This is a genomic window from Actinomycetota bacterium (assembly GCA_030018275.1).
Classification (GTDB): Bacteria; Actinomycetota; Aquicultoria; order Subteraquimicrobiales; family Subteraquimicrobiaceae; genus Subteraquimicrobium.
Genome location: JASEGB010000010.1, coordinates 30,652 through 55,318 on the forward strand (window position 1 = coordinate 30,652; position 24,667 = coordinate 55,318).

The 24,667-nt window shown below is 44.5% G+C and carries 26 protein-coding genes and 1 tRNA gene; 14 read left to right on the forward strand and 13 right to left on the reverse strand.

The genetic code is table 11. The annotated features are described in order from the left end of the window. Positions 1 to 113 precede the first annotated feature (113 nt). From QMD66_05385 to selA, 4 genes are all read right to left on the reverse strand, one after another. Positions 114 to 1,175: a glycosyltransferase family 4 protein gene (locus tag QMD66_05385; protein ID MDI6822272.1), complete on the reverse strand. Its 1,062-nt coding sequence runs from the start codon at positions 1,173 to 1,175 to the stop codon at positions 114 to 116. Positions 1,176 to 1,524: 349 nt separating this feature from the next. Further along, positions 1,525 to 1,620, reverse strand: a tRNA-Sec gene (locus QMD66_05390). A 79-nt stretch (positions 1,621 to 1,699) separates the two neighbouring features. Continuing rightward, a complete protein-coding gene (gene selB / locus QMD66_05395) occupies positions 1,700 to 3,604 on the reverse strand; it encodes a selenocysteine-specific translation elongation factor (protein MDI6822273.1) in 1,905 nt (634 codons plus the stop codon). A gap of 324 nt (positions 3,605 to 3,928) precedes the next feature. Further along, complete coding sequence (gene selA, locus QMD66_05400) at positions 3,929 to 5,359, reverse strand: L-seryl-tRNA(Sec) selenium transferase (protein ID MDI6822274.1); 1,431 nt, start codon at positions 5,357 to 5,359, stop codon at positions 3,929 to 3,931. Between the two features lie 161 nt (positions 5,360 to 5,520). Here selA and QMD66_05405 point away from each other — a divergent pair, with 161 nt between their 5' ends. Continuing rightward, positions 5,521 to 6,216 (forward strand): hypothetical protein, encoded by a 696-nt coding sequence (locus QMD66_05405; protein MDI6822275.1) that lies wholly within the window; start codon positions 5,521 to 5,523, stop codon positions 6,214 to 6,216. Here QMD66_05405 and QMD66_05410 read toward each other — a convergent pair. Then, the gene (locus tag QMD66_05410) at positions 6,213 to 6,923 is read right to left on the reverse strand and encodes a DUF72 domain-containing protein (GenBank protein ID MDI6822276.1); all 711 of its coding nucleotides are present in this window, start codon (positions 6,921 to 6,923) and stop codon (positions 6,213 to 6,215) included. The two genes, QMD66_05405 and QMD66_05410, sit on opposite strands and share 4 nt — an antisense overlap. 298 nt (positions 6,924 to 7,221) lie before the next feature. Here QMD66_05410 and QMD66_05415 point away from each other — a divergent pair, with 298 nt between their 5' ends. After that, on the forward strand, positions 7,222 to 7,458 hold the full coding sequence (locus QMD66_05415) for an Lrp/AsnC ligand binding domain-containing protein (protein ID MDI6822277.1): 237 nt from the start codon (positions 7,222 to 7,224) through the stop codon (positions 7,456 to 7,458). On the opposite strand, the gene QMD66_05420 is transcribed toward QMD66_05415, so the two are convergent. Continuing rightward, positions 7,455 to 8,177, reverse strand: a complete 723-nt coding sequence (locus QMD66_05420; protein ID MDI6822278.1) for a nitroreductase family protein — start codon at positions 8,175 to 8,177, stop codon at positions 7,455 to 7,457. The two genes, QMD66_05415 and QMD66_05420, sit on opposite strands and share 4 nt — an antisense overlap. Before the next feature lie 159 nt (positions 8,178 to 8,336). Here QMD66_05420 and QMD66_05425 point away from each other — a divergent pair, with 159 nt between their 5' ends. Next, entirely contained in the window at positions 8,337 to 8,570 is a 234-nt protein-coding gene (locus QMD66_05425; protein ID MDI6822279.1) for a DUF2892 domain-containing protein, read from the forward strand. Positions 8,571 to 8,647: 77 nt separating this feature from the next. Here QMD66_05425 and QMD66_05430 read toward each other — a convergent pair whose 3' ends face one another. The 5 genes from QMD66_05430 to lon form a co-directional block, all read right to left on the reverse strand. Beyond that, a complete protein-coding gene (locus QMD66_05430) occupies positions 8,648 to 8,869 on the reverse strand; it encodes a NifU family protein (protein ID MDI6822280.1) in 222 nt (73 codons plus the stop codon). 21 nt (positions 8,870 to 8,890) lie between these two features. Then, on the reverse strand, positions 8,891 to 10,507 hold the full coding sequence (gene ppcA, locus QMD66_05435) for a phosphoenolpyruvate carboxylase (GenBank protein ID MDI6822281.1): 1,617 nt from the start codon (positions 10,505 to 10,507) through the stop codon (positions 8,891 to 8,893). A gap of 88 nt (positions 10,508 to 10,595) precedes the next feature. Further along, complete coding sequence (locus QMD66_05440; GenBank protein MDI6822282.1) at positions 10,596 to 11,036, reverse strand: DUF488 domain-containing protein; 441 nt, start codon at positions 11,034 to 11,036, stop codon at positions 10,596 to 10,598. Positions 11,037 to 11,062: 26 nt separating this feature from the next. Continuing rightward, a complete protein-coding gene (locus QMD66_05445) occupies positions 11,063 to 11,191 on the reverse strand; it encodes a hypothetical protein (GenBank protein MDI6822283.1) in 129 nt (42 codons plus the stop codon). Positions 11,192 to 11,201: 10 nt separating this feature from the next. After that, on the reverse strand, positions 11,202 to 13,607 hold the full coding sequence (lon, locus tag QMD66_05450) for an endopeptidase La (GenBank protein MDI6822284.1): 2,406 nt from the start codon (positions 13,605 to 13,607) through the stop codon (positions 11,202 to 11,204). Between the two features lie 184 nt (positions 13,608 to 13,791). Between lon and QMD66_05455 the strand changes: the two genes are divergently transcribed. From QMD66_05455 to QMD66_05505, 11 genes are all read left to right on the forward strand, one after another. Further along, complete coding sequence (locus tag QMD66_05455) at positions 13,792 to 15,813, forward strand: DUF6049 family protein (GenBank protein MDI6822285.1); 2,022 nt, start codon at positions 13,792 to 13,794, stop codon at positions 15,811 to 15,813. Further along, complete coding sequence (locus QMD66_05460) at positions 15,814 to 16,173, forward strand: hypothetical protein (protein MDI6822286.1); 360 nt, start codon at positions 15,814 to 15,816, stop codon at positions 16,171 to 16,173. It abuts the gene before it with no gap. 264 nt (positions 16,174 to 16,437) lie between these two features. Further along, on the forward strand, positions 16,438 to 17,400 hold the full coding sequence (gene trxB / locus QMD66_05465; protein ID MDI6822287.1) for a thioredoxin-disulfide reductase: 963 nt from the start codon (positions 16,438 to 16,440) through the stop codon (positions 17,398 to 17,400). A 1-nt stretch (position 17,401) separates the two neighbouring features. Next, entirely contained in the window at positions 17,402 to 17,731 is a 330-nt protein-coding gene (gene trxA / locus QMD66_05470; protein ID MDI6822288.1) for a thioredoxin, read from the forward strand. A 90-nt stretch (positions 17,732 to 17,821) separates the two neighbouring features. Next, positions 17,822 to 18,256: a DUF3842 family protein gene (locus QMD66_05475; protein ID MDI6822289.1), complete on the forward strand. Its 435-nt coding sequence runs from the start codon at positions 17,822 to 17,824 to the stop codon at positions 18,254 to 18,256. Continuing rightward, entirely contained in the window at positions 18,249 to 18,452 is a 204-nt protein-coding gene (locus QMD66_05480; GenBank protein MDI6822290.1) for a CooT family nickel-binding protein, read from the forward strand. The genes QMD66_05475 and QMD66_05480 overlap by 8 nt, the downstream gene beginning before the upstream one ends. A 164-nt stretch (positions 18,453 to 18,616) precedes the next feature. Beyond that, the gene (locus QMD66_05485; GenBank protein MDI6822291.1) at positions 18,617 to 18,868 is read left to right on the forward strand and encodes a hypothetical protein; all 252 of its coding nucleotides are present in this window, start codon (positions 18,617 to 18,619) and stop codon (positions 18,866 to 18,868) included. 95 nt (positions 18,869 to 18,963) lie between these two features. Next, positions 18,964 to 19,437, forward strand: a complete 474-nt coding sequence (locus QMD66_05490; protein MDI6822292.1) for an energy-coupling factor ABC transporter permease — start codon at positions 18,964 to 18,966, stop codon at positions 19,435 to 19,437. Between the two features lie 10 nt (positions 19,438 to 19,447). Then, the gene (locus tag QMD66_05495; GenBank protein MDI6822293.1) at positions 19,448 to 19,741 is read left to right on the forward strand and encodes a PDGLE domain-containing protein; all 294 of its coding nucleotides are present in this window, start codon (positions 19,448 to 19,450) and stop codon (positions 19,739 to 19,741) included. A 191-nt stretch (positions 19,742 to 19,932) separates the two neighbouring features. After that, on the forward strand, positions 19,933 to 20,691 hold the full coding sequence (gene cbiQ / locus QMD66_05500) for a cobalt ECF transporter T component CbiQ (protein ID MDI6822294.1): 759 nt from the start codon (positions 19,933 to 19,935) through the stop codon (positions 20,689 to 20,691). Beyond that, a complete protein-coding gene (locus QMD66_05505) occupies positions 20,688 to 21,419 on the forward strand; it encodes an ABC transporter ATP-binding protein (GenBank protein MDI6822295.1) in 732 nt (243 codons plus the stop codon). The genes cbiQ and QMD66_05505 overlap by 4 nt, the downstream gene beginning before the upstream one ends. Before the next feature lie 253 nt (positions 21,420 to 21,672). Here QMD66_05505 and QMD66_05510 read toward each other — a convergent pair whose 3' ends face one another. Together QMD66_05510 and QMD66_05515 are read right to left on the reverse strand one after the other, a co-directional pair. Beyond that, positions 21,673 to 22,107, reverse strand: a complete 435-nt coding sequence (locus QMD66_05510) for a hypothetical protein (GenBank protein MDI6822296.1) — start codon at positions 22,105 to 22,107, stop codon at positions 21,673 to 21,675. Between the two features lie 166 nt (positions 22,108 to 22,273). Continuing rightward, on the reverse strand, positions 22,274 to 24,355 hold the full coding sequence (locus tag QMD66_05515) for an FAD-dependent oxidoreductase (protein MDI6822297.1): 2,082 nt from the start codon (positions 24,353 to 24,355) through the stop codon (positions 22,274 to 22,276). Positions 24,356 to 24,667: the final 312 nt, after the last annotated feature.

Sequence of the window (24,667 nt, forward strand, 5' to 3'; positions counted from 1 at the left end):
AAGCGGTAAAATATCGAGGTGAGCGGTTATAGAAGAAGAGTGAGCTAATATTTTATAAATAAATGAGACCACCCATATGAAATGGGTGGTCTAGGTTTCATTTTGTAAGATTTTTAACAGAGGTGTTGGAAATAATAGGTGTCCGTATCTTGCATCATCGTAAAACCCAGTATCCTTTGATACGTCTTTTCGTAATCGCCAACCATCCTTTCCGCCGAGAATCTTTCCTCCACATGTTTGCGGCACATCTTGGGATCGATCTCTTCGACCTTGGCAACAGCTTTTACCATTTCTTCCATGGAATCAACTATAAAACCGGTCTTTTTGTGGACGATAACTTCAGGTGTGGAACCGTTCCTTAAAGCAACTACGGGAGTTCCGGTGGCCATCGACTCGACCATCACCAGACCGAAGGGTTCCGGCCATTGGATAGGAAATAATGTACATTCCGCATTCATATAAAGTTCAGCTTTGGTCTTCAAATCAACCTGGCCTAAAATTTCAACATTTTTTGAGAGCAGGGGTTCAACCTGGGTCTTATAGTATCGCTTTTCACGCTCCTCGAGGCACTTCGTCACCAAGACCAATTTCTTTTTGAGGCGGTTTGCAACCTCGACTGCAAGATGGGCTCCCTTCTCTGGGCTCATCCTTCCAAGAAATAGCAAATAATTGTCCTTCCGTGGAGAAAAGGGATAAGCGTGAATATCGATGGCATTATAGATGGTGGCAACGAAGTTTAAGTTCCCAAAACACTTGCGCTGATATTCGGATATGGCATTAAAGTAAATCTTGTCTTTAAGCCTACTATATAAGTATTTGGCTCTTTCCGTTGCCGGTCCATGCAAGGTATGCAGGACTGGCGTAGAGCAAAAAGAGCCGAGAGCTGGACCAATCATCCCACTATGATCGTGGATGATGTCGAATTCACTTGCCCTCTCGTAAGCATTGAGAACGTGAAGAAGATCGGGGTAAACTTGACCGATTTCCCTGGTGGGAGCAAATTCAAATACCGAGACCAATTCGGCTTCCGTTGATGAATCACCGGAGGCAAACAGAGTTACATCGTGCCCCCGCTGGACAAGCCCCTCCGTAAGCAAGCTCACCACGAGCTCAATTCCACCGTATCCCGCTGGTGGGATAGGATACCAAGGTGGTGCGATTTGTGCGATCTTCATCCTTCTTTATATCCCCCTTTCTCTGGCCCGTCCGCCCAATCGGTGGGACTTGTCGGAGGGGGCAGGTTCCCTCTTCATCTCCACTTCTAGAAAACAAAAAATCCGACCCCTCATTTTTTATGAGCAGGTCGGTATATTTTAATGGTATTTATTCGACAAAAATCCGTAAATTCCTGCAAAAAGGAGGTTAGAAATTGTTGAGTTTTTAATCAACAGTTGCTAGACTAAAGATGCCGGCTCCTTCACCGGAGGGGCACCAGATGAAGGAGCCGGCACCACATTATAACATTATAAATTATGACATTATAATTTTACCCATTTGGCACGCTATTTAGTCTTAAGAGAATTTTGGCGGGAGTGTGTGGGAATCGAACCCACCCGGGACGGTTTTCCGCCCCACCGTGGTTTTGAAGACCAGGCGGCCCACCAGGACCGATCCACCCCCATGTAGTCGGTAGTGAGGAGTCGGTAGTTAAAGATAAATTTTCTTTCCACTCCAAACTACCAACTAACAGACTCCCAACTCATTGGAGGACTCGATAATCTCCAATTCTCCTCGTAATCTTTAGTGTATCAAAATATTCCAGAAGTGGTAAGGCATATTTACGTGTGGTCCCCAAGAGCGCCTTGAACTCAGCAGGGGTTATATTCTCTTTCTCCCTTAAAAAGACGATGATTCTCTCCTTGGCCTCCTCGACTGCCTCCCTTGAAAAATACATATCGTATCTCACCTTTACAACCTTGCCTTCGGAGGATAGTCTCTCCAATAAAGCCTTTAATTCCTCCATCCCGACACAGGTGCTTTCGCTCAATTCCTTTAATCCAGGAGGGGCAAACTTCTGCTTTGATAGGAAGTGATATACTCTATTGTACAGCTTCTTTTGCTCAGCTGTAAGCTCAAAACCTTTTTTGGGATGTCTTAGAATATCCCCTTCTTGAACTATGGATCCGCTGGAGATAAGCTTGTTAAAGAGCACATTCACCATCTTTAAAGGAAGATGTGCGAGGATTTGAGCTCTTACCATCTCCTTCTTGACCCCAAAACTAAAGGGGTTTTCCCGGAGATACTCTTCCAAATAATTTAATATCCTTTCCTTCGACCTTTGATACTCGGAAGAAGGAATATAGATATCTTCTCCTTCGCTGGGAAGAATCTCAATTTCACCTTTTTGAACCAACGAGCTTAAGTCTGGTCCCACCTCACTCCCAAGGAGCTCAAAGCGATTTGCTACCTCACTTGCAGAAAGAGGGATTTTTGCCTCTCTCAAAGCTAGTCTCACGAGTTCCATGGATTTACCCTCTTCTAGAAGCTTCATTTGCTCCAAAAGCTCAGTGTGAAAACGTTTATGCTTTTGCGGGTGGCTATCTAAAATCTGTCCCCCTCCGATTGTATGGATAGGAGAATAGCTCCGAATGATGAATCTATCACCTCTTTTGGGAACTATGGGTCCTTCAAGACGTAATTGAGCGTAGCCAACTTCCCCGGGGAGAAGCTCATCCTTACCCAACAACATAATCCTTCCCATGACCTCCTGCGTTCCGTGATGAATCCTAACCCGAGTCCCGTTTTTAAGGGGTTTTGACCACACGGGCAAGAGATAGAGTTTGGCATCAAATCTGCGTGAGAGAGAAAGATAATCCGGTGGAAGGATGACATCCCCGCGCTTAAGTTCACCCACTTCCACACCCACGAGATTCAGAGCTACACGTTGCCCAGCATAGGCTTTTTCCACGTTGTGACTGTGAACCTGGATGCTTCTTACCCTTGAAGATAGGCCCTTAGGGAGAATTACAACCTGTTCATCGAGGGAGATTTCGCCGGACCATAAAGTTCCCGTGACCACGGTACCAACACCCTTTAGGCTGAAGGCCCTATCTATGGGAAGTCGATAGGGAGAGTCTGTATCCTTTGGGGCAACCTCGCTTGCAATCTTACCCATTTCATGCAGCAATTTTTCTAAACCAAATCCAGTTACAGGGGATACACGAATGATAGGGGCATCTTCAAACGTGGTCCCTTTAAGCAGGGATTTGATATCCTCCTCCACGATTTCCAGCCATTCTTCTTCCACCAAATCCACTTTCGCTAAGGCCACTATGGCTTTCTTCACGCCCAAAAGATTGGCGATTGCCAGGTGCTCTTCGGTTTGAGGCATTACCCCATCATCTGCGGCTACCACGAGGAGTACTAAATCCATACCCGTGGCACCGGCGAGCATATTCTTCACAAAGCGCTCATGACCTGGGACGTCAACGACCCCTGCCACTTGACCGCTGGGTAATTTAAATTCGGCAAAACCCAGGTCTATGGAGATCCCCCGTTTTTTCTCCTCCTTTAACCGGTCGGTATCCACACCGGTAAGGGCTTTAACCAATGTCGTTTTCCCGTGATCTATATGTCCTGCAGTTCCGATTATTATGTGCTTCAAGAAGCCCACCCTTTTAGTTGAAAGTTTGTCAGTGGGTAGTCGGGAGTGTAAAGATTTTATTTCTATCAACTACCTGTATAATCGCAGACATTGGTTACTCTCGCAGAATTCCAATAGTAATTTGGGGTTATCCTGGAGAGTGCATCTTAAGAGAACCGTTAAGCGAGCAAAGCTCGAACAGCGGCGGCAACAGCCCGACCCGAACTTATGGAGGGTGTTCGCCCTGGGAGAGCCGCAGCGAGTAGGCTCGCAGCAGCTAGCACTCGGAGGGATGCCCCAAACAATATAAGTTTTACAATGTGCGTGAACATTACATCTGTACATCTATCGACTAGCAGACTCCTGACTGATAGAAATGGAAGCAAAGGCATCCACTATCTCCCCGATTTCCTGAGGTCGAATGGTGCGCATATCAAGAAGGACTTTATCTTCCTTTACACGAGCCACGATGGGAGGTTCCAATCGCCGAAGTTTATCCTCTAAATCAGCTGTGGGAAATTTCTTAGAGGTTATTGCCACCACCCATGTGGGGAGCTCCTCCAGGGGAAGTGCTCCTCCACCGACCATGGATATCTCCCCCTGAACTTCGATATTGAAGGCTGTACCAACCCTTTGCCTCAATTTTTCGGCCAATTTCCGAGCCCTTCGCTCAAGTTCAGAGGGCGAAGCGAGGATCATGGCCAAGGTTGGAATCTTTTCCGCCGCTTCTGCTGGATCAAGATAAATCTTCAAAGTGGACTCCAAACCAGCCAGGGTGAGTTTATCCACCCTGAGAGCTCTAGTCAGTGGATTCCTCTTCATTTTGGAGATGAACTCTTTCTTCCCCAGGATTATTCCGGCTTGGGGTGCTCCAAGGAGCTTGTCACCGCTGAAAGTTACCACATCGGCTCCCGCCTTAATGCACTCTTGAACTGTAGGCTCATGGGAGAGTCCATATTGTGAGAGTTCTACAAAAACGCCGCTTCCCAAGTCCTCCATCACTGGGATATTATGGCCTTTGCCCAGGGCTACCAATTCTTCGAGACTAACTTCAGCGACGAATCCAACCACCCTGAAATTGCTGGTGTGCACCTTGAGCAGAAGGGCTGTTTCCGGAGTTATGGCTCTTTCATAATCATGGATATAAGTCTTATTCGTCGTTCCCACTTCAATCAAGGTGGCTCCACTTTGACGCATAACATCGGGTATCCTAAAGGCTCCGCCTATTTCAACCAACTCTCCTCGGGAGACGATAACCTCTTTGCCACAGGCCAATGTATTTAGGGCTAAAAGTACGGCACCCGCATTATTGTTAACTACCATACCCGCCTCCGCTCTGGTGAGCGTACTTAAAATGTCCTCTACATGCTCATAGCGGGAGCCTCGCTCGCCCTTTTTCAGATTGAACTCCAGATTGGAGTAGTTCTTCGCCACGTTGACGAGAGCATCCACAGCTTCAGGAGCAAGAATGGACCTGCCGAGATTTGTATGGATAACCACTCCCGTAGCGTTGATCACCTTCCTCAAATGAGGATGCATGACCTCTTTCACCAATTTGGTGATTAAAGGAACTAAATCCTCCGGCTTAAGCTGCAAATTCTCGAGCTCCACGGGATCCTTACTTGAGAGTATTGTCTGCCTAAGTTCCTGTAATACCGCGCGGATAGCTTCTACAACTACTGAGCGGGGATAGTTTTTCATCAGATCTTGAATTGGCGACAATTGTAGCAATTCATCGACGGCCGAAAGGCGGCGAAGGTACTCGTCCTTCAAGATATTTCTCCTCCTCTTTCAAAGGCAAATACTGAATTCTCCAAGCAAGGAGAGATTCCTCTACATAATTATACACCTTAAAACTCAAATCCTGACATTTATTATCCAAGGAGGAAATAAAGGGAAAAAGGAGAAAAAGAGAGTAAACGATGGGAGGCAATGCGGTGAAGATAAAAGGATTCTCTGGGGTAAAGAAGGAAGCTACCTTAATCGCAGTTTCAGTCCTCTGTCTCATCCTCTCCGGTTGTATTACGTTTACCTTCGAAACGAAGATTAATCCAGATGGTTCAGGAAGACGAATTCAGGATATCGCCTTGGAGAGTAGTTTCGCACGAATGCTGGAGTCTGCGGCAAAAAAGTCTGGAAAAACCAGTTTAAAAGAGGAATTAAAGAAAAATCTACCAAAGGAAGGGAAATTAAGAATCTACACAAAAAAGGGTAAAGTTCACTATGAGGTCAGTTTCGATTTTAAAGACATCGATGAACTGAACAGGATAAATAAAAAGCTCAGCGCGGTCAGGGACATTTCAACCAACGTGAAATTGACCAAAAAAGATTCAATATTCCTGGCCCTCTACGATTTCCAAGAAAAAATTCCACCCTTAGAGGCAACTGAACTTGAACAACTGGAAATGATCGGGGCATATTCGATCGTGTATAAGCTGAACATGCCCGGGAAAATTATTAAAGCAAATACCAATGAAATTGAAGGCGAAACTGCTATCTGGGATATAAATCCCTTCAAGGGAAAAGAAATACGGGCAAAATCAAGATATATCCGATGGTGGGCAATTTCATTCCTGCTTTTCCTTTTGGTTTTAATCTCAGCGGGGGGTATCCTTTTAAGGAAAAGGGGTTAAACAGTCAATATTTCCTTAAACCTTAAAGCGTCGTCGAACATGACGATATTGTTGAACATACAGTAGGTCACCTTGTGCCTACTGCATTTTTCCTTTAGCCACAGAAGCTCTTCTTTAGAATACTTATGTCTGTAACCGGGACCTCCATGGAGTCGGAAGTATTTTATTTCTCCATGGAGTGACTCTCCTTCAAAGGGATCCACGCAGTGGATCAAATTCAATTCGCGGCAAAGGGCGATGATATCCCGGTCATCCCATTCCCCTCGGGGTTCCCAAACCATAAGGAAATCATGGCGGTCGATAGTTTTGAAGAAATTCTTAAGGTTCTTAATATTTTCGGTCGTGGGTTTGAAGCTCGCGGGGCACTGGAAGAGGATGATTCTTGCACTCAGGGCTCTTCCTATCTCCTTTGTCCTTCTCCAAGCTTCAAAAACTTCCCCCGTGGGTCTAAAAAAGCCATATTTTCCCCCGCACTCTTCGGATACTTGTAGGCCGGCTTTTTTATAGGTAGGGCTCTTCGAAGGATGTGTTATTAACTGCCAAGCTTTCAGGGTGAATTCAAAACCATTTGGAGCTTCACCCCGCCATTTTAAAACGGTCTCAATTTTTGGTAAATTATAGAAGGTTCTTTGGATTTCTATCACATCAAAGTGCTCGAAATACCTTTGTTTTTTAACGGGAAAACCGCAGCAGCCAACCTTTATCATGGCACTTAACTCCACACGTGGATCATAAATCCAAAACCAGCCTCTTTAATTCAAAATTAAAGTTCTAAAATTTTTGGATTTTGAACTGTAATTTTGATTTTTGATCTTTGCATTTTAAATTTTCTTATGGTTTGAAATAGGGAACGTTTAGGAAATCCGTTATTAAGGATATCAACACTCACCCTCATTTTCCAGATTTAAATAAGTTCGTGAGTTGGAACTTCCAAAAATTATGAAACTTTTCCTGAAACCTTCCCTTCAAAAATGATAGAATACTTCTGGAGGGGAGGTGAATTAAATGGTCAATGCTTATGTCCTCATAAATGCCGAAGCCGGTAAGGCTGGAAATGTGGTTAGAGAAGTATCGAGAATTGCAGGTGTGAAATCCACTCATGCCGTCACCGGTCCCTATGATGCCATTGCCTTCGTTGAAGCAGCGGATTTCAACGCCTTGGGGGAATTGGTTGTAGCAAGAATTCAAAAAGTGGAAGGAGTTAACCGTACTCTCTCCTGCATCGTCGTAGAACTGAGCTAAAATTCCTCTTTGTGGACGATTTCAGAGAGGCTTTTTCTGGAAGGGGATTTGGGGATAATATCTGGGTGTCCCAAAACAAGGATTCCCAAACTTAAATAGTTTTTTGGGATACCCAGAAGCTTTCCCAGCCTCATTCTGTGATCCGCGTGATCGCATGGAGAGCCATACCAATGGCTGCCAATGCCCAAAGCCGTTGCTGCAAGCATCATATTTTGCACCGCACAAGCCACACTAGCAAGACTGGTCCAGGGTTTACATAATCCGCGTTTACTTTTATCCATCAACACCGCTATATGCACGGGGGCTTGGATAAAAGCTCCTTTGATCATTCTTTTCGCCAACTCTCTCCCAAACTTTGTCGAGCTAAGATGCTCCACTATATCCACGATTCCAGAGGATTCCAAAAGAAGGGAAACGATTTTGGGAATTCCCATCCCTTCGACCATGCGCTTGAAATCTTCACGACTACAGATTTTCTTCGACCTCTCCACAGCTTTTTTGTCCAAAAGAGCGCGTTCACAGGCCTCAGCGGCTATACATGCAATTTCCTCTCTGATCTTTCTATTCTTAACCACGATAAACTCCCAAGGTTGTGCATTAGACTCGGAGGGAGCCCACCTTGCGGCATCCAAAATTTGCCCCAAAATTTGCTCCGGAATAGGTTTTTTCCTGAATTTCCTTATGCTTCTTCTGGATTTGATGGCCTCGAAGACGTCCATTTCTTTTTCCTCATATATCAAAGCAAAGATAACGTGAAAGTCAAGAGAAAAGACATTTATGCAGCTAAAAATGGATTTTAAGAATGAAAGAAGAGGTAGAAAGTGCTATAATTAATATTGGAGCTATGAGCTGAGTCTCCCAAGAGGAGGGGATGAAGAATGAAGCGGAACGTGGGTATTATTGATAGGGTGATCAGAGTGATCTTGGGAATCGTTTTGCTGGCATATTTCGCAACAAACTACACAGAACTCGTTTTGTTTTGGAACATCGTACTACTTGTAGTCGGACTTGGTTTCTTGCTCACAGGTATCATCGGTTATTGCCCTATCTACGCTCTTCTAGGCATAGAGAGTTTTGAATTTCCCGGGATTCACCGCGTTAAAAAGGCATAAAAACAAATTAGAATACTCAGTAGTTTTGCCAGCGCCAGCTCATAGCTTCATATTCCCCCCTATTTCTTTCGCATTCCTTATACTGTTTCCACCTTTTTTACCTCTGGAACCAGTTGTTTTAAGGTTCTTTCGATTCCCATCTTTAAAGTCATCTCAGCCATGGGACAACCACAGCAAGCCCCAGTGAGTTTCACCTTCACCACACCATTTTCGGTAACTTCACATAATTCTACATCCCCCCCATCCGCCTGCAACGAGGGTCTGATCTTGGCTAATGCCTCTTTAACTTTTTCTCTCATTCAAATCATCTCCTAGATAAATTAGCCCAAACTTTTCCTGATTGTGCCAAGTTTGATAACCCATTCTCTCACCAGGTTATATTCTAAGCCTTCATCGCTCACCAGGTGTTCTCCATCAACACCGATTACTTGCTTGAGCATGGGCTTCATGGTCTCCAAGATCGTTGCATAGAATCTATCTTCCTTGTTTCGAATACCAACTTTAATGCCCAAGTGATCCTCGATGAACTTTAGATCCTCCTCAACCTGGGAAATTACCGAAGAAGGAAGGAACTCCCCGGCATTCTTGAAATGGACGAATCTACACGCGAAGGACAAATCCTTTTTTAGTCCAATGCAGGTTTTAAGGAGAGCCTTGAGGGCATTCTCACCATATCTGGTTAGTACCTCGTGTAAGCCTCGACCCGTGCCTATTATCTCTGGAGGGAGCCCGATGCTATACAGAGCCGCAGTATAGGAAATGACCCGAGGTAATTCGATCTCCCTTGTCAACTCGAGGCTCTCTAATTCGGAAACAAGTTCTTTATCGCTTACGAATCTCGCCAGTTCTCTGGGGCGTGGAAGGTCGCGCGCGTAACCCACCTCCCCTTTCCTGGTAAGACGGTCCCGATGCTGCGGGATATAATCGGAAATACAACATGCGGGTTCAGCCATCTCATAGAAGGAATGCAGATAGTGCTTGGTGAATATGCCCATGATGTTCATGAGTTTGGCCTTAAAAGACTCGTCAAAGACCAGAGGAGGGAGGAAAGGGAGTTTCCTCTGCAGGATTTTAACGAGTTTTCGTGTCTTCTCATAACCATGATCGTATCTCATACCCGATTGGACGGTAAGCGTCCGAATTCCACCATACTCCTTTAAGGTACTATTCACATTTTCCAGAGTGAAATGTCCTCTAAAGGGAAGGGTCCCTCCCCCCAAGATGGGACAGATGTTGATCCCCGTTTCCCGTGCGAGCCTATAGCCCTCAGCAATGGCGATCTTATTGGAAAGGATTGCGGGCACCATTCCATAGGATAAAGCAAGGTCCGAGCGTCCAAGCATGAATCTCAGCCGACTCACGGTGAGTCCCATTCTCTGACATCCCTCGATGTAGCCCTTAAGCATGAAGTAAATATCGAGTATTTGAGGGACGGTTTCCACAAGGGGTATCAATTGGACGAGATTGGGATCTCTGCTCAACCCGAACTCCTTGTGTGCCAATTCGATGACATCGATGATCCTTTCCCTCACGCTAAGAAGTTCCTGAACCCCCGTGCACATGGGCGAGATAACTTCCCTTACAGCATAGACTCGAGAGCGTTTCCAGGCGTGATAGTTGGCTTCCACGATGGACATCAAAGCCATGAGTTGTCTGAATACACTTTCTTCAATGCCACTGGGAATTCGTGGGGTGATAAATACATCCCTTCCGGGAACGATTCCTTTACCCAGTAAGCCCAGGACAACCTGGGAAGTTTGCATATATGGTGTTAGTTTCCCCTCGAAGTCCACCATGGCTTCCTCTAATCCCAGACCCTCAGGAAGGGGAGTAAGAGAAAAAATCGCTTCCTCGGGTTCCTCCTGGACGGAGATATACTTGGACGCAGCATCAGGGTGCTGGGTCATCATCGTCGTTGGAATTCTCAACTCTTCCACCCTTATTTCCCCCTATTAGTGGGGAGTGAGGAGTCGGGAGTCGGTAGTAAAAGATTTAGATTCACACTTCCGACTACCCACTAAGAAACTACGGACTCTCTCCGCGGGGGATCCACTGGCGTTTCTCATCGATGATGTGGATCACTTCCCACCCACTCCTCTGTAACTCTCTGCCTATGAATCTACGATGGCACTTCCAAGGCAGCCTTTCTGAACACATTACCACAGTCTTAGTTCTAGTAGCAATGCCCTCCAAGCTCTCAATGCCTTCTCTGAATTGTTGAGAAAGGGTATGGGCTTCATAGCCACCCGAGCGATAACCTCCCAACTCCTCACCCAAGTAGACGTAGCCAATTCCCGCTTCACTCAAAATATGGGCGAGATTCTCCCTTTTAAAGTGCTCTAACTTACTTGTGGGAAACCTTCTGACATCGACCAAAGTTTGGATTCCATAATATTCAAGCAATTCTATGAATTCATCCGAGCCTCTTGTGCTTGAACCAATGGTGTATATCCTTTTTTCGTGCACTTGAAGCTCCCCTGAAAAGAGGAATATCAGACTCCTATTACTTCTCCCTTGATCGTGGAATCGATGTGAAGAAAGCCCAGAGAGTTACAAGGGGCGAAGATCTTATCGGTGGGACTGCCAGGATTGAAGAAAAGTATCCCGTTTAATAACTTCAACACGCCCACTTTAACCAAGTCCCCTGCATGTAGGAGGAGACTGTCTAACTCCCTCTTTAACCTCCTCTCGACCATACGGTCGCCTCATTCCCTCCGTCACAAGAGCCATTTTTAGCACCTCGTCCATATGTTCAGCAAAGATACACTTTAAACCTTTAAGAACATGCTCTGGCACCAGCTCTAAATCCTTCTCATTATCCTTTGGAAGGATGACTTCCTTCAACCCAGCCCTGTGGGCTGCAAGTATCTTCTCTTTTATGCCTCCCACCGGAAGGACATGGCCTCTCAAAGTAATCTCACCGGTCATGCCCACATCCTTTCTCGCCGCTTGCTTGGTTAAAGCCGAAACGAGAGCGGTGGCCATGGTGATTCCAGCGGATGGACCATCCTTTGGAATTGCTCCAGCGGGGACGTGGATGTGGATATCGTATTTGTCGTAGAAATCTCCCTCTATTTTAAGAGCTGAAGCTCTGGAGCGGATGTAACTTACAGCCGCTTGAGCCGATTCACGCATTATCTCTCCCAAATGGCCGGTTAGGATCAGCTTGCCCTTGCCCTTCATGATGGTGGCTTCCACAGACATGACATCTCCACCCACTTCTGTCCAGGCTAAAGCAGTGGCCACACCTATCTCATCCTTTTGCTCCGCCACCCCATATCTGAACTGAGGGGGTCCTAAGAATTCTTGAAGATTCCTCGCGGTGACTTTAACCTCCTCCTCTTTACCTTCCACCACCGATCGGGCTACCTGACGACAGATAGCGGCTATTTTTCTTTCCAGATTCCTCACTCCAGCCTCACGGGTATGCTCCCTGATTATCTTACGCAGGGCATCTTCGCTTATCTCCAATTGCTCCTTAGTCAATCCATGCGCTTCCAATTGTTTCGGGATGAGGAACAGCTCGCCGATCTTGACCTTTTCTTCCTCTGTGTAACCGGGAAAGTGAATTACCTCCATTCGATCCCGAAGGGCTGGGGGGATGGTATCCAAAATGTTTGCCGTGGTTATGAACATGACATTGGATAAATCGAAGGAAACCTCCAGATAGTGGTCGCTGAAAGCAAAATTCTGCTCGGGATCCAGAACTTCAAGTAGGGCAGCGGAGGGATCTCCTCTAAAGTCGGCTCCTATCTTGTCTATCTCATCCATCATGAAAACGGGATTTTTCGTTCCCGCCTGGCAGATTGTTTGAATTATCCTTCCTGGTAAAGCACCTACATAAGTGCGTCTATGTCCTCTTATCTCAGCTTCGTCTCGAACTCCGCCAAGGGATATGCGAATGAACTTTCTCCCTAATGACCTAGCAATGGATCTTCCAATGGATGTCTTTCCCGTTCCGGGAGGACCTACAAAGCACAGGATGGGACCTTTCATCTTCCTCGATAACTTATGGACGGCTAAATATTCCAAGACCCTTTCCTTAGCCTTTTCTAATCCGTAGTGATCCTCGTCCAAGATTTTCGCCGCCTCATGAAGGTCAAGTTTCTCCCGATCCTCCCTGGACCAGGGGATGTTGATTAACCAATCCAGATATGTACGGACGACGGAAATCTCGGCTGAGCTGGGTGGCATCATCTCCAATCTGTCAATTTCCTTAAGAGCCTTTTTCTCAACCTCTGAAGGCATTTTGGCCTCTCTTATCTTTGCCTTTAACTCTTCTATCTCCGCGGTTCGTTCATCGAGTACCCCAAGTTCCTTCTGAATAGCTCTAAGTTGCTCCCTCAGGAGGTATTCCTTTTGTGTCTTGCCCATTTGCTCTTTCACTCTGGATTGAATCTTGCTCCCAATCTCTAATATCTCAATCTCCCTATTTAAAAAGCCTCCAATCTTCTGCAGTCGATTCCTGGCATCCATCGCTTCCAATATTTGTTGTTTCTCCTCGGTTTTAAGGTTTAAATGAAAAGCAATAAAATCTCCCAGCCTACCAGGTTCATCTATATTGAACGCGGCCAATAGGACTTCCTGGGGTATGGGCTTCCCCAGTCGGGCACATTTCTCAAACTGGGAAATCAAACTCCTCATGAGGGCCTCGATTTCAAGGGTTTTTTCCTCCGGTTCCTTTAAAACTTCGATTTTTACCTTGAAGAAGGGTCCCGTTTGCAGAAATTCCCTTATTTTAACCCTCGTTAGCCCCTCCACCAGGGCTTTGGCGGTCCCATCGGGGAGTTTGAGCTCTTGCATGATGGTGGCGACACAGCCCACTCCGTACAGGTCTGTGGTTTCCGGCTCCTGTATTTCTGCCTTCTTCTGAGCCGCGAGTACAATAAAACGATCGCTTTTCATGGCCTCTTCCAAAGCGTTTATGGATCTCTCTCGCCCCACGAAGAGAGGGATCACTAAATTTGGAAAGATGACCAGATCTCTCAGGGCAATTAGAGGAAGCTCCTCCGGAATTTTAAATTTTTCTTTGGGCATGTCTCCCACCATCATCCTTCCTTTCAATGTACATTGTAGTCTTTTAAGACGAGTTGTAAATCTAACGTTCTTAAAGTTTTCTGCAGATCACCTTGAAATTCCTTTTGAAGACCAAAAACACTTTATTAAAGGATTCATTTCTGCTTTCATAGAATTTATAAGTATTAAAAATGGAGAAGCTGCCGTGAACCTGAGACTTAATGTATTACGCCTGTTACCTCTACTATTAATTTTAATTTTCTTGCCTTATCCGTCAAACCAGTCTTCGAGTCAGCCTCCTCAAATCTCCATGCAACTAACCTTCGATAAACCATATTTCTCACCCAGTGAATATTTCAGCATTACTACGACGATTCTCAACAATTCCAATTCACCCATAAAAAGAACGAAGCTTACATTAACACTTTATAGAGAACAAACGCCCACAAAACCCAAAAGGGTTGTCCTCGAACAAAGGTTTTACGTTCCTCCACTTGATCCAGGTGAAATTGCTCAATTTAAGCTTAGCAAAAAAGCTTCCAATTTAAAAATCGGCGAGGGAGCTCATCCGGTTAAGGCCATTTTGACCCAAAGAGGAACGATTCTAGCGGAGAAGGAAACCGCCCTCGTATTGGTGGATCCAAAACCGGTGCCTCCTCTACCAGTTGTTATAATCTGGAACCTCCATGATAGAGTCCATTACGAGCCCAATGGTATTTTCGTGGATCAGCAAATCCAGGTCGACTGTAGTACAAATCCGCAAAACCCGGGTATTTATTTCCAGCATCTTTCCGCCCTGGCACAACATCCAAATGTCCAAGTGAACTTGAATTTTACGCCCGCCCTCGTCGAGCAAATTCTCAATATAAGTGATGGTTATAAATTCAAAAAGAAAGACAAGATAAAAGCCATACCAGAGACTTCCCAAGAAGCGCGAGATGCCGAAGAAATTTTGAAGGGATACGAGCGGGTCATAAAAAATAAACAGGTCGAATTGATCCCCGCTCCCTATGCCTATCCCGCCCTTTCCGATGTTGCCAAGAGAGGATGGAACGATGATGGATTAATCCAAATTGAAAAAGGAAAGGAGATTCTCTCCGAAGCCTTTAACCTCCCTCCAGAAAATCTTAAATCGGTTTATCCTCCGGATTTGAGTTTGAGTGAGGATTCTCTATATTATCTGGTCCGTAGTGGCGCTGAATATTCCGTGCTTGATGAGCGCTTTTTAATGGACATTCCCACAGTGGAGGGAGATGTCCACAAGTCCTATCGCGTTCAAGATAGAGCGGGTAATCGATTGACCATCTTCTTTACTGATGGTACAGCCACCAAAACCTTGGTAGAGTTCAAAGATGAGGAGTGCGCAACCCAGAGACTCATTGGTGTACTTGCTCAAACCTACCTTAAACAACCCGAAATCCAGCAGCTCGTGGTCATCGCTCCAAAAGATAGATATTGGAGACCCACGCAGAGATTACTGGAAATGTTATATTCCAAGTTGGAACAAACACCCTGGATTAGGACAACAACCCTGAGCACAGCCGCACAGTTAGTTCCCCCCTCAACTCAGCCACTCATATTGGCCGGTGGAGATGGTGAGGAAAGTTACATCAAGCTCAACTATTATCGGAAGATCGAGAAGTCACGGGAGTTCTTAAATCTCTTCTCCAAGATGGTATTGGAGGATAATCCCCTCAAAGAAAAATTCCTTAATCTTCTCCTCATCGCTCAAAGCAGCGATTGGATGCAAATTCAAAGAAATCCGCAGCTTGTAAATTATGGATTGGATTTCGCAAAGACATTGCAAAGAAGGATTGAATCTGAGTTGGCAAAGATGAAGATACCTAAAAGACAGGTGGTCACCTTAACCTCACGAACAGGTAAGGTCCCCATACCCATCTATAATGATACTGACTATATTGTAAGAGTTCTCATCATCGTGAGAGGAGAAGATTTCTCCTTCCCCGCCGGTAATAAAAAGATGGTGAGCTTAAAACCAAAGGAAAATTTATTCACATTCCCAGTCATCGCAAAGACCACTGGTTCATCCGCCATCGAAGCAGCGATTCACGTCGGCGACAAAGAAATAGAAAAATCCACCATAATCGTAAAAAGCACCTATTTTACCAGAACGTTCATTTTCATCCTCATAACCCTTTTGCTTCTGGGAACACTCTTAACCCTGTTGGGACGGTTCATTAAACTTAAGAAAAAAATCGAAAGATAAATGAGAGATATCTTTGGCACCTTTGTCAAAATTGGGTTTATCTTCCTCATCGCCGTAGTCATCATCAACGATCTTGGCGCCATTGCCATGACCTATTGGCAAGCATCGGATTTTGCTCAAGTTGTGGCAGATGCCGCGGTTTCTTCCTACAAAACTTCCCATACATGGGATGCAGCCTTGGATGCGGCCAAAGAGGTCGCTTCCCACAGAGGGGTAAAGCTCACCGACTTCAAAGTGAACGAGGATAGGGTCACGGTGTCCATCGAAGTTCCACCAAAAAGAACATTGATCATTCATCGGATAAAATCCTTGACGCCCCATCTTTCAGCATCCGCCACCGCGAGCGCATCGGTTCGGTAAAGCCCACGGGTTTTAAAACTATAGCCACAAATCGTGGAAAGTTTATAATAGGTATGCAATGTTTGGATGAGCGTATTTCAATTCAAAATTCAAAATTATCCCATCTCCGAAGTCCAACGTCCAAGGTTTTATCATCTCGGAGACTCTCGTGGGATTATTTAGACGGAAACATCGGACCAAAATAAATTTTGGATTTTGTTCTGTAATTTTGATTTTTGATCTTTGCATTTTAAATTCAAGATAAAGAAACTGAGGGTGAAGAATTTGAATAAAGAAATTTACGACGCCATGATAATTGGAGGAGGTCCCGCCGGTCTGACTTCGGGTATCTACATGGCCAGATCGATGGTTAAAACACTGCTCATCGAGAAGGAAACACTGGGGGGACAGGCTTTAACCACGGACCTCATCGAAAACTATCCGGGATTTCCCAAAGGAATTTCCGGTCTTAAGCTCACGCAACTGATGGAGGAGCAGGCACAACACTTCGGATTGGACATAGCACTACCCTGTGAAGCAATTTCCATCGAGAAACAGAATAGATTAAAGAAGGTCATCACGAGCAGGGGTGATTATCTCACAAAAGTGATAATAATAGCCACGGGAGCTCATCCCGCAAGACTCAACATTCCAAGAGAAAAAGAACTCCAAGGTAAAGGGGTCTCTTATTGTGCCACTTGCGACGGACCTCTTTTTAAAGATAAGGTCGTTTTAGTGGTCGGTGGTGGAGATGCAGCCGTTGAAGAAGCACTGCTTTTATCAAAATTTGCTTCAAAAGTCATTGTGGTTCACCGTCGTGACGAGCTCAGGGCAACCCAGATCCTGCAAGATCGAGCCTTCAAGAATCCAAAGATAGAATTCCTCTGGAATTCAAATGTGACGGAAATTTTGGGAAGAACCAAGGTGGAAGGAGTGATTGTTCGCGATAAAATAAGCAGGGAGCTCAGAAAAATTCCAGTTGCTGGTATATTTGTTTACATCGGGACCATTCCCAATAGCAATTTTGTCAAAAATATTTTGCATCTCGACGAAAAAGGATACATAATAACCGATGAGAAACTCGAAACTTCAGTGGAGGGTATATTCGCCGCAGGCGATGTCAGGAAAAGTCCTCTTAAACAGGTGACGACAGCCGTAGGAGAAGGTGCTCTCGCTGCAATTTCGGCTCAAAAATATGTTGAGCAAAACTTCAGCGATCTTTACACCGAACTTAGGAAAGGAGATTAATATGGGCGGAAAAGTCATCCATTTAAACGACGATAATTTCAAAGAAGAGGTTCTAAAATCGAACATCCCTGTCCTCGTGGATTTCTGGGCTGCCTGGTGTGGTCCTTGTAGAATTATTGCGCCCATTCTTGATGAAATAGCTGGAGAGTATGTGGGGAAAATAAAGGTAACTAAATTAAATGTGGATGATAATCCAAACACAGCTGCACAATATGATATCCTGAGCATCCCCACCCTTATCCTATTTAAAAACGGAGAAGTGCAGAAAAAATTGGTGGGTCCTGTGCCTAAAAAGAAAATTATCGATGAACTTTCACCTTGGCTCGAATAACAAGGGATGAGGGATTAGGGATGAGTCAAAAAGATTTTTTCCTTATCTCTCCAGACTTATTCCTTATCTCTCTTAAATGGGGAGGACATTATGACCATAGTGGTTATCGATGGAATGGGTGGGAGCATTGGACATCAGATAGTCACCCGCTTGCGGGAAAATGTACCGGAGGCTGAGATAGTGGTTTTAGGGACGAATGCCATTGCCACGAGTAACATGATGAAGGCCGGCGCCAACCGAGGTGCTACGGGAGAAAATGCGGTAAAGCTCTCCGTAAACAACGCCGACATCATCATCGGATCGATTTCTGTAGTGATCCCAGATTCTATGATGGGAGAACTTACTCCGGGCATGGCCGAGGCTATCGCTGCCTCGCCCGCCCAGAAGATTCTACTACCCTTAAGCCACCCCCATATCGACTTGATTGGAGTCACTCACCTACCCCTACCACATTTAATGGACGAGGCCATAGCCTTGGTGAGGAAAAAACTTGGTCTACCACAGGAGGTCAAAGAAGATGTGTGAAGCAAAGGTTTATATGGAAAAAGAGGGGAATCTCGTGGAATTCATGGAAAATGTGATCACCATAAAGCCCGAAAGGGATAAATTGCTACTAGTGGATCTCTTTGGTGAACAAAAATTCGTGGAAGCCGATGTAAAAGAGATCAAATTCCTCGATCATAAAGTAATCCTCACCGAAAGGAAAAAACAACAAAAATAAGTTTAAGCAGGATTTTCCAAAAGTTTATAGAACATAATTATTAATAGTTTAGACCACGAAGGTCTAAATTCGGCTCGAAAGCCGAGCAACTTCGTGGTTTTTGTTTTTAGAGAGAATTTGTATTTGAGGCTATCGAGGAAATTTCAAGGAGGTGAATCCACTGTGTGCATTGGGGAGTTAACTTGCCGCAGTTTAAGCTCTCCATTCATCAGACCATTGAGCTCGGTAAACTCTACGAGAAGCACACCGAGCAATGGCGAAACATAGCCAAAAACGCGGATTTAAAGAGCTTAACTAGTGAACTTTCCACCGCGGGGAGTAAAATTTCCGAATCGATTTTTTCCCTTCAAAAAGTCTTAGAAGAGCTAAACCGCCTTTCCTCAGAAGGAGAATCCGTAACCATAACAAAGCTATAGGGAAGAGGGAAAGTTAAGTTAATGGATGGCACTAGCCTCCTAAAGAACCTCAAGGTTCGTTTTAAATGCTTAAAAATTGAAAGGAGGCAATATAGATGTTAAATTTTCCCGTAGTCGGTGGAACGTCGGGTCACTTCCTGGGAGCGGTCTTTGCTGCGATATTACTTGGTCCATGGATGTCCTGTTTAACAATGGCGATGGTCCTGTTCGTCCAATGTCTCATATTTCAAGATGGTGGTCTCACCGCTTTAGGAGCTAATATCTTCAACATGGGCATAATCGGAGGAATCCTGGGCTACTATATCTACTTTGGATTAAAGTACCTCATTAAGGGAGAAGTGGGTACATTTACAGCCACCTTTTTGGCAGCTTGGGCATCGGTGGTTCTGGCTTCGGCTGCCTGTGCCATAGAACTGGCCATCTCCGGCACCTCTCCCCTGTACGTGGCCCTTCCAGCTATGGTCTCCATACACGCTTTAATCGGTATAGGTGAGGGACTTATCACCACCGTAGCCATAGCCCTCGTACACAAAACGAGACCGGATCTTTTGGCCTTGGAGAAGGTGTGAGGTGATGAAAGTGAAAAGGGTTATACTTTTTGGCTTACTTGTCTCATTAATTCTGGCCATCTTTATCTCGCCGTTTGCCTCTTCCTGGCCAGATGGGCTGGAAAAAGTGGCTGAAAAATATGGTTTCTTGGAAAAGGGAGAGGGGCATGAAGTCTTTCATGCTCCCATTCCCGATTACGCCATGCCAGGCATAAAAGTGGAGTCGGTAGCCACCGCCCTCGCTGGATTGATGGGAACATTGATTGTTTTTGTGATCGCATATGGAGTGGGAATCGTCATAAAAAGAAAGGCTGAGCCCAAGTAACCCCTAAAAGTCGGCGCAACGGCCCGACCCGAACTTAGGGAGGGCGTTCGCCCTTAAGAGAGCAGCGAGTAGGCTCGCAGCAGCTAGCGCCTGTAAGGATGGCTCTTAGAGATCACTCTATTTATGTCTAGGGCATAAAACCATTAGAAGCCTAAAGTGCAAAGGAGGAGAGGAAGTGGAACATAGCTTTATTGATAGATATAGCTATCTACAGAGTTTCATTCATGAACTCCGATCCTCGCATTAAAATCATTTCCTTTTTCTCCTTCATCCTTTTTGTCGTCCTTACCCCACCAACTTCCTGGAGCTCCTTCGGGCTTTACTTTGCTTTAATCCTATTCATCGCCATCCTCTCAAAGGTCCCCCTTTCCTTCACCCTTAAACGCTCCTTGGTTATCGTTCCATTCGTTCTGATGATTGCCATCTTCATCCCTTTCTTTAAACCCGGTGAGGTGGCAGGGGGATATAGTTTCGGCTCCTTTCGCTTAACTCTCACCTATAGTGGACTCATAATTTTCTGGAACGTCCTCATCAAATCTTGGCTCTCGGTATTGAGCATGATCATGCTCTCATCCACAACCAAATTTCCCGATCTCCTTAAGGGATTGGAAAAACTCAAAATACCGAAGGTCATGATATTAATCCTGTCATTTATGTATCGCTATATTTTTGTCCTCGTCGATGAGGTCATGCGCATGAAACGAGCTCGGGATTCTCGAAATTTTGGAGGCCATAAGACTTGGCAGATCAAAACCATAGGCAACATGATCGGTACCCTATTTATGCGCACCTATGAACGTGCGGAGCGGGTGTACGTGGCCATGGTTTCCCGAGGTTTCAGCGGGGAAATAAAAACCTTGGATAATCTACACCTAACTGTGAGGGATTTTTGTTTCCTCTCCTTGATTATTTTGTATTTGATCTTTATTCGACTATGGGTGGTTTCATGAAAATAATAGAAATCGCCAATCTTAAGTTCACCTATCCAGATGGGACGGTGGCATTGAAGGGAATCAACATGGATATCGAAGAAGGGGAATCGGTGGCCATAGTCGGTCCCAATGGATCTGGAAAATCAACGCTCCTTCTTCAATTGAATGGTATCTTAAGGGGCGAAGGGACCATCAAGATTCGGGGTCTTTCCTTGGAAGAAAAAAATCTGAGGCGGATCCGGAGTCTGGTGGGGGTGGTCTTCCAAGATCCCGATGATCAGCTCTTTTCCCCAACGGTCTTCGATGATGTTGCCTTTGGCCCCACGAATATGGGCTTATCCCAGGATGAAGTGAGAAAGAAAGTAAAAGAGGCACTCGAAGAAGTGGAGCTCACTGGTTTTGGAGATCGCTCAGCTCATCATCTAAGCTTTGGGGAGAAAAAGAAGGTTTCCATCGCCACCATTCTGTCCATGAACCCCGAGATTTTGGCCCTCGATGAACCCACAAGCAATCTCGATCCCAGGGCAAGGAGACATGTCATCGATTTGCTCAAGGAATTAAAGCAAACCAAGATCATCGCCACCCATGATATGAATCTGGCCTGGGAACTTTGTGAGCGAGCCGTGTTACTTAACGATGGAAAGATTGTGGCCGATGGATCAAGGGAGAAAATATTGACCAACGAGTCCCTCCTAGTCAAACATGGCTTAGAACTACCCTCTCTTTCCACAGCCTCAAAACGCTAATTCGAGGCATCCATCAAATTTGAAAGAATTAATGGATTTGCTGCCATTTTTATCCCCATATTCCATGATTATATTGATGACTTTTTATATATTCTGATACGGCGAAGGGGCGGAATGTCATATAACGTTTCAGCGTATCTGAAGTTCTCCAAGAGGGGAATTTAAGTGCCAAAAGTACGAAGCCAGATACGCTCTGTTATATGAAGTTGCGAGTCCCTTCTCTAACTTCAGGGCTTTTAAGATCCTTTTCTACTCACTTCCGAGCTAAAATAACTCTCGCTGGGACTAAAATGGCAATGGCAAACAGTACAGTGCCAATGCTCCCCGTCACCAGGACAAACGTCTTTCCAGCAATTATGCTAGTGACTAAGACACCACCCCAGCCAAATATGCCAGCTACTAGAAGGGTAAGCCAAGCCCATCTTTCTCCTCTCCTATAACCGGTCAATACTATGCCGATAATCAGGGTTGCAATGCAAAGAGCTAAACATCCAATCTCTCTGTGATCTGCTCTATACAAATCCGCTAGCCTTGGGTTGGCACTAGCAAAGTCACTCCAGGCTTGGCCAGTATAGCTTTCAAATCCGGCGGTAGGCATAATAATGTCCATTAATATCCCACCCAACAGTATCCAGATTGCCATAATCAAAGCTGCAATCCAACCTATCGTGATGAGTTTGCTTTCCATTTTGTCCCTTCTTTCATAGATTTGTGAGGCAAGCAATTTCATATAACGTTTTCGGTGTAAAAGAAGTTGCCGAAGGCAATTTGGGGAAATCTTTGATTTCCCTTTTATCCGCTGTTATACGCACCCGTTAGGGTCGGAGCTTTGCGAAGCAAAACGGAGAGTTCGTTCATGGCGCCTTAACCTCCCAATTACATATATCGTTTGCGCAAATCATTCCTGATATTACGACAGCTTCAATTCCACCTCCTGGGAAAGTTGATGCACTTGCCAAATACAAGCCTTTAATCGGCGTTTTAAAGTAGGGTCTTTTAACTCCAATTGATTGATCAAAGGAATAAAGTGCTCCTTCAGGCATGAAAGTGTATCTTTCAAAGGTTTTAGGTGTTGCTGCTTCTTGAACAACTATGTGCTTGCTCAAATCAGGAATAGTTTGTTCGACTTTGTGGATCAACATTTTAGCAAGTTCCTTTTTCTTTTCCAAATATTCCCTCGTTCCCCTTTCTGGAAAATCGTGGTAGTTGGCACCTGTCAATATCGTAACGCTGGATTTATCTTTTGGTGCCAAACTTGGGTCAGCATTTGAATTAATCACAACCTCATAATCTTCACCCAGATTTTTAATGAGGGTTGGATAGTTGGATAGATTTGTATCTACACCTAAGAATACCATAAAGCAAGAAGGAGACATTTTTAACCCTTTTATATATTCAACGAATCCTTTATCCAAATTCTCCCCTCCGACAAGTTCTAAAAAGGTGCTTTTAGCGTTTGCATTGGATATGACAACGGGACTTCTAAAAACTTTATCTCCAACTTTTACTCCTTTTACCTCTCCTTTTTCCGTCAATATTTTATCTACCTTATGTTTGAGCAAGACTTCACCGTCATACCTCTCGATAAACTCCTTCAAACTATTCGCAAATTTCTGAGCTCCTCCTTTCGGAAAATAACCTCCATAGAGATAGTAGGATACACATGCGGTGAGTGCGCTGCTCGCTGAGGTTTTATCAGGGTCTGTTCCGATGTAACCTAATAGAGCACAGAGCAATGTTTTTAAATCATCATTTTTGAAATGCTCGTCAAGCTTTTGCTTAAACGATTTATTCATCCAATCATAGAAATGAGGGTGCTCCCTTGGATAGTCCAAAAGCTTTCGTTCTCCAAAAACTTTCACAATCAACTCGGCAGGCAAAGGTGTTCCGTAAATTTCGGCTTCTCCATAGCATTCCTCGTAAGCTTTTTCAGCTTCATCAAAGAAATCAGAAATACTTTCCTTCTCATCCGGAAACATTTCTGAGAGCAGTTTTATGAACTCCTCTAAATTGCGAGGTTTATCAATTTCATCACCTCTGAAGATATACCTTGATGTATTTCTCACAAACAAATCCTCTTTTTTCAGCTCCAGTTCTCGTAGAAGATATGTAAGAGGCCCTTTCTCCCATAACCCGCTTACATCTTCCACTCCGGTATTAAAGATAAACCCTTTTCTTTGGAAGGAGGAGCAATAACCTCCAACCTGATAATGTTGCTCTAGAATCAAAACCTTGTAGCCTCTCTTTGAAAGTAGGGTGCCACAGGTTAAACCTCCTATTCCAGAACCAACGATGATAGCATCGTATTCGTTTTCTTCTTTTGGCTTTTGAGGATTCACCTTAACGCTCCAGTCATATTTCTTGAATTCATTTGAAGTGAAATAAGCAGGTGCTTTCAAAGGGAAAATGATTGAGAAGACTATACCGAGGGCAATTAAAATGTTTGAAAGAGCTACTGTAAAGGGTTTAGTAAGAAGCAAAAATATGATTGCGTTTAATAGAAAGATGCTAACCCAAACTATTGTGATTAGAGTGTTGATGGCTAAAAACAATTTGTCCTTCCAATAGATTTCTGGGTAATCTCTTTTTGAAACCTGCAAAGTGTAAGGTTGCTTGACGATTAAAGAAAAAAGAGCCATAAGGAACAGGACAGAATAACCCAGAAAACCACTACTTCCCACAAATATGTTCAAGTTGAGAATAAATGTGCCTACCGTAGCTATGCTGAAATAGAGAACAGAAGTAAGATCCATCAGATTAAAGTCCCGTTTGCAGATTTGAGGGATTACGAGAAGTAAAGAGATTGCAAGAGGAACAACAATGCCCAGCACGTTGCCCATACCACATAATATCCAGTAAACAATCCACGGCGTAAAGGAAACAAGTATGTAAAGCATACCAGGTATTTTTCTCTTATTATTTTTCATATCCTCCATTTCTCACACCTCCTTTAAATTTCTTGGGCACCGTGAACGAATTGCGTATAACGTCCTCGGTGTAAAAGAAGTTCGGCGAAGCCGAATTTGGACGAAGCATAGTGAAGTCTTTTCACCGTGTTATACGCCTGAAGATTGCTCAGATTGGCTGAAAGGATATTTCAACATGCTCAGATGCCATATTTTCGAGGTCGGAGATGTAAGAATTATAAAAAAATTAAAATTTAAATTGTATTATTAACGAGTTAGGTTAACACTTGCCCTTTGACAAACGCAGGACATGTTGACGCTTTCGGTTAAAATTAGATTATT

What these genes read in the sequence shown, in the direction of transcription:
- QMD66_05385 (MDI6822272.1), bottom strand. Translation starts at nt 1,175, where the DNA reads ATGAAGATCGCACAAATCGCACCACCTTGGTATCCTATCCCACCAGCG.
- QMD66_05410 (MDI6822276.1), bottom strand. Translation starts at nt 6,923, where the DNA reads ATGATAAAGGTTGGCTGCTGCGGTTTTCCCGTTAAAAAACAAAGGTAT.
- QMD66_05415 (MDI6822277.1), top strand. Translation starts at nt 7,222, where the DNA reads ATGGTCAATGCTTATGTCCTCATAAATGCCGAAGCCGGTAAGGCTGGA.
- QMD66_05420 (MDI6822278.1), bottom strand. Translation starts at nt 8,177, where the DNA reads ATGGACGTCTTCGAGGCCATCAAATCCAGAAGAAGCATAAGGAAATTC.
- QMD66_05425 (MDI6822279.1), top strand. Translation starts at nt 8,337, where the DNA reads ATGAAGCGGAACGTGGGTATTATTGATAGGGTGATCAGAGTGATCTTG.
- QMD66_05430 (MDI6822280.1), bottom strand. Translation starts at nt 8,869, where the DNA reads ATGAGAGAAAAAGTTAAAGAGGCATTAGCCAAGATCAGACCCTCGTTG.
- lon (MDI6822284.1), bottom strand. Translation starts at nt 13,607, where the DNA reads ATGCCCAAAGAAAAATTTAAAATTCCGGAGGAGCTTCCTCTAATTGCC.
- QMD66_05460 (MDI6822286.1), top strand. Translation starts at nt 15,814, where the DNA reads ATGAGAGATATCTTTGGCACCTTTGTCAAAATTGGGTTTATCTTCCTC.
- trxA (MDI6822288.1), top strand. Translation starts at nt 17,402, where the DNA reads ATGGGCGGAAAAGTCATCCATTTAAACGACGATAATTTCAAAGAAGAG.
- QMD66_05475 (MDI6822289.1), top strand. Translation starts at nt 17,822, where the DNA reads ATGACCATAGTGGTTATCGATGGAATGGGTGGGAGCATTGGACATCAG.
- QMD66_05480 (MDI6822290.1), top strand. Translation starts at nt 18,249, where the DNA reads ATGTGTGAAGCAAAGGTTTATATGGAAAAAGAGGGGAATCTCGTGGAA.
- QMD66_05490 (MDI6822292.1), top strand. Translation starts at nt 18,964, where the DNA reads ATGTTAAATTTTCCCGTAGTCGGTGGAACGTCGGGTCACTTCCTGGGA.
- QMD66_05505 (MDI6822295.1), top strand. Translation starts at nt 20,688, where the DNA reads ATGAAAATAATAGAAATCGCCAATCTTAAGTTCACCTATCCAGATGGG.
- QMD66_05510 (MDI6822296.1), bottom strand. Translation starts at nt 22,107, where the DNA reads ATGGAAAGCAAACTCATCACGATAGGTTGGATTGCAGCTTTGATTATG.
- QMD66_05515 (MDI6822297.1), bottom strand. Translation starts at nt 24,355, where the DNA reads ATGGAGGATATGAAAAATAATAAGAGAAAAATACCTGGTATGCTTTAC.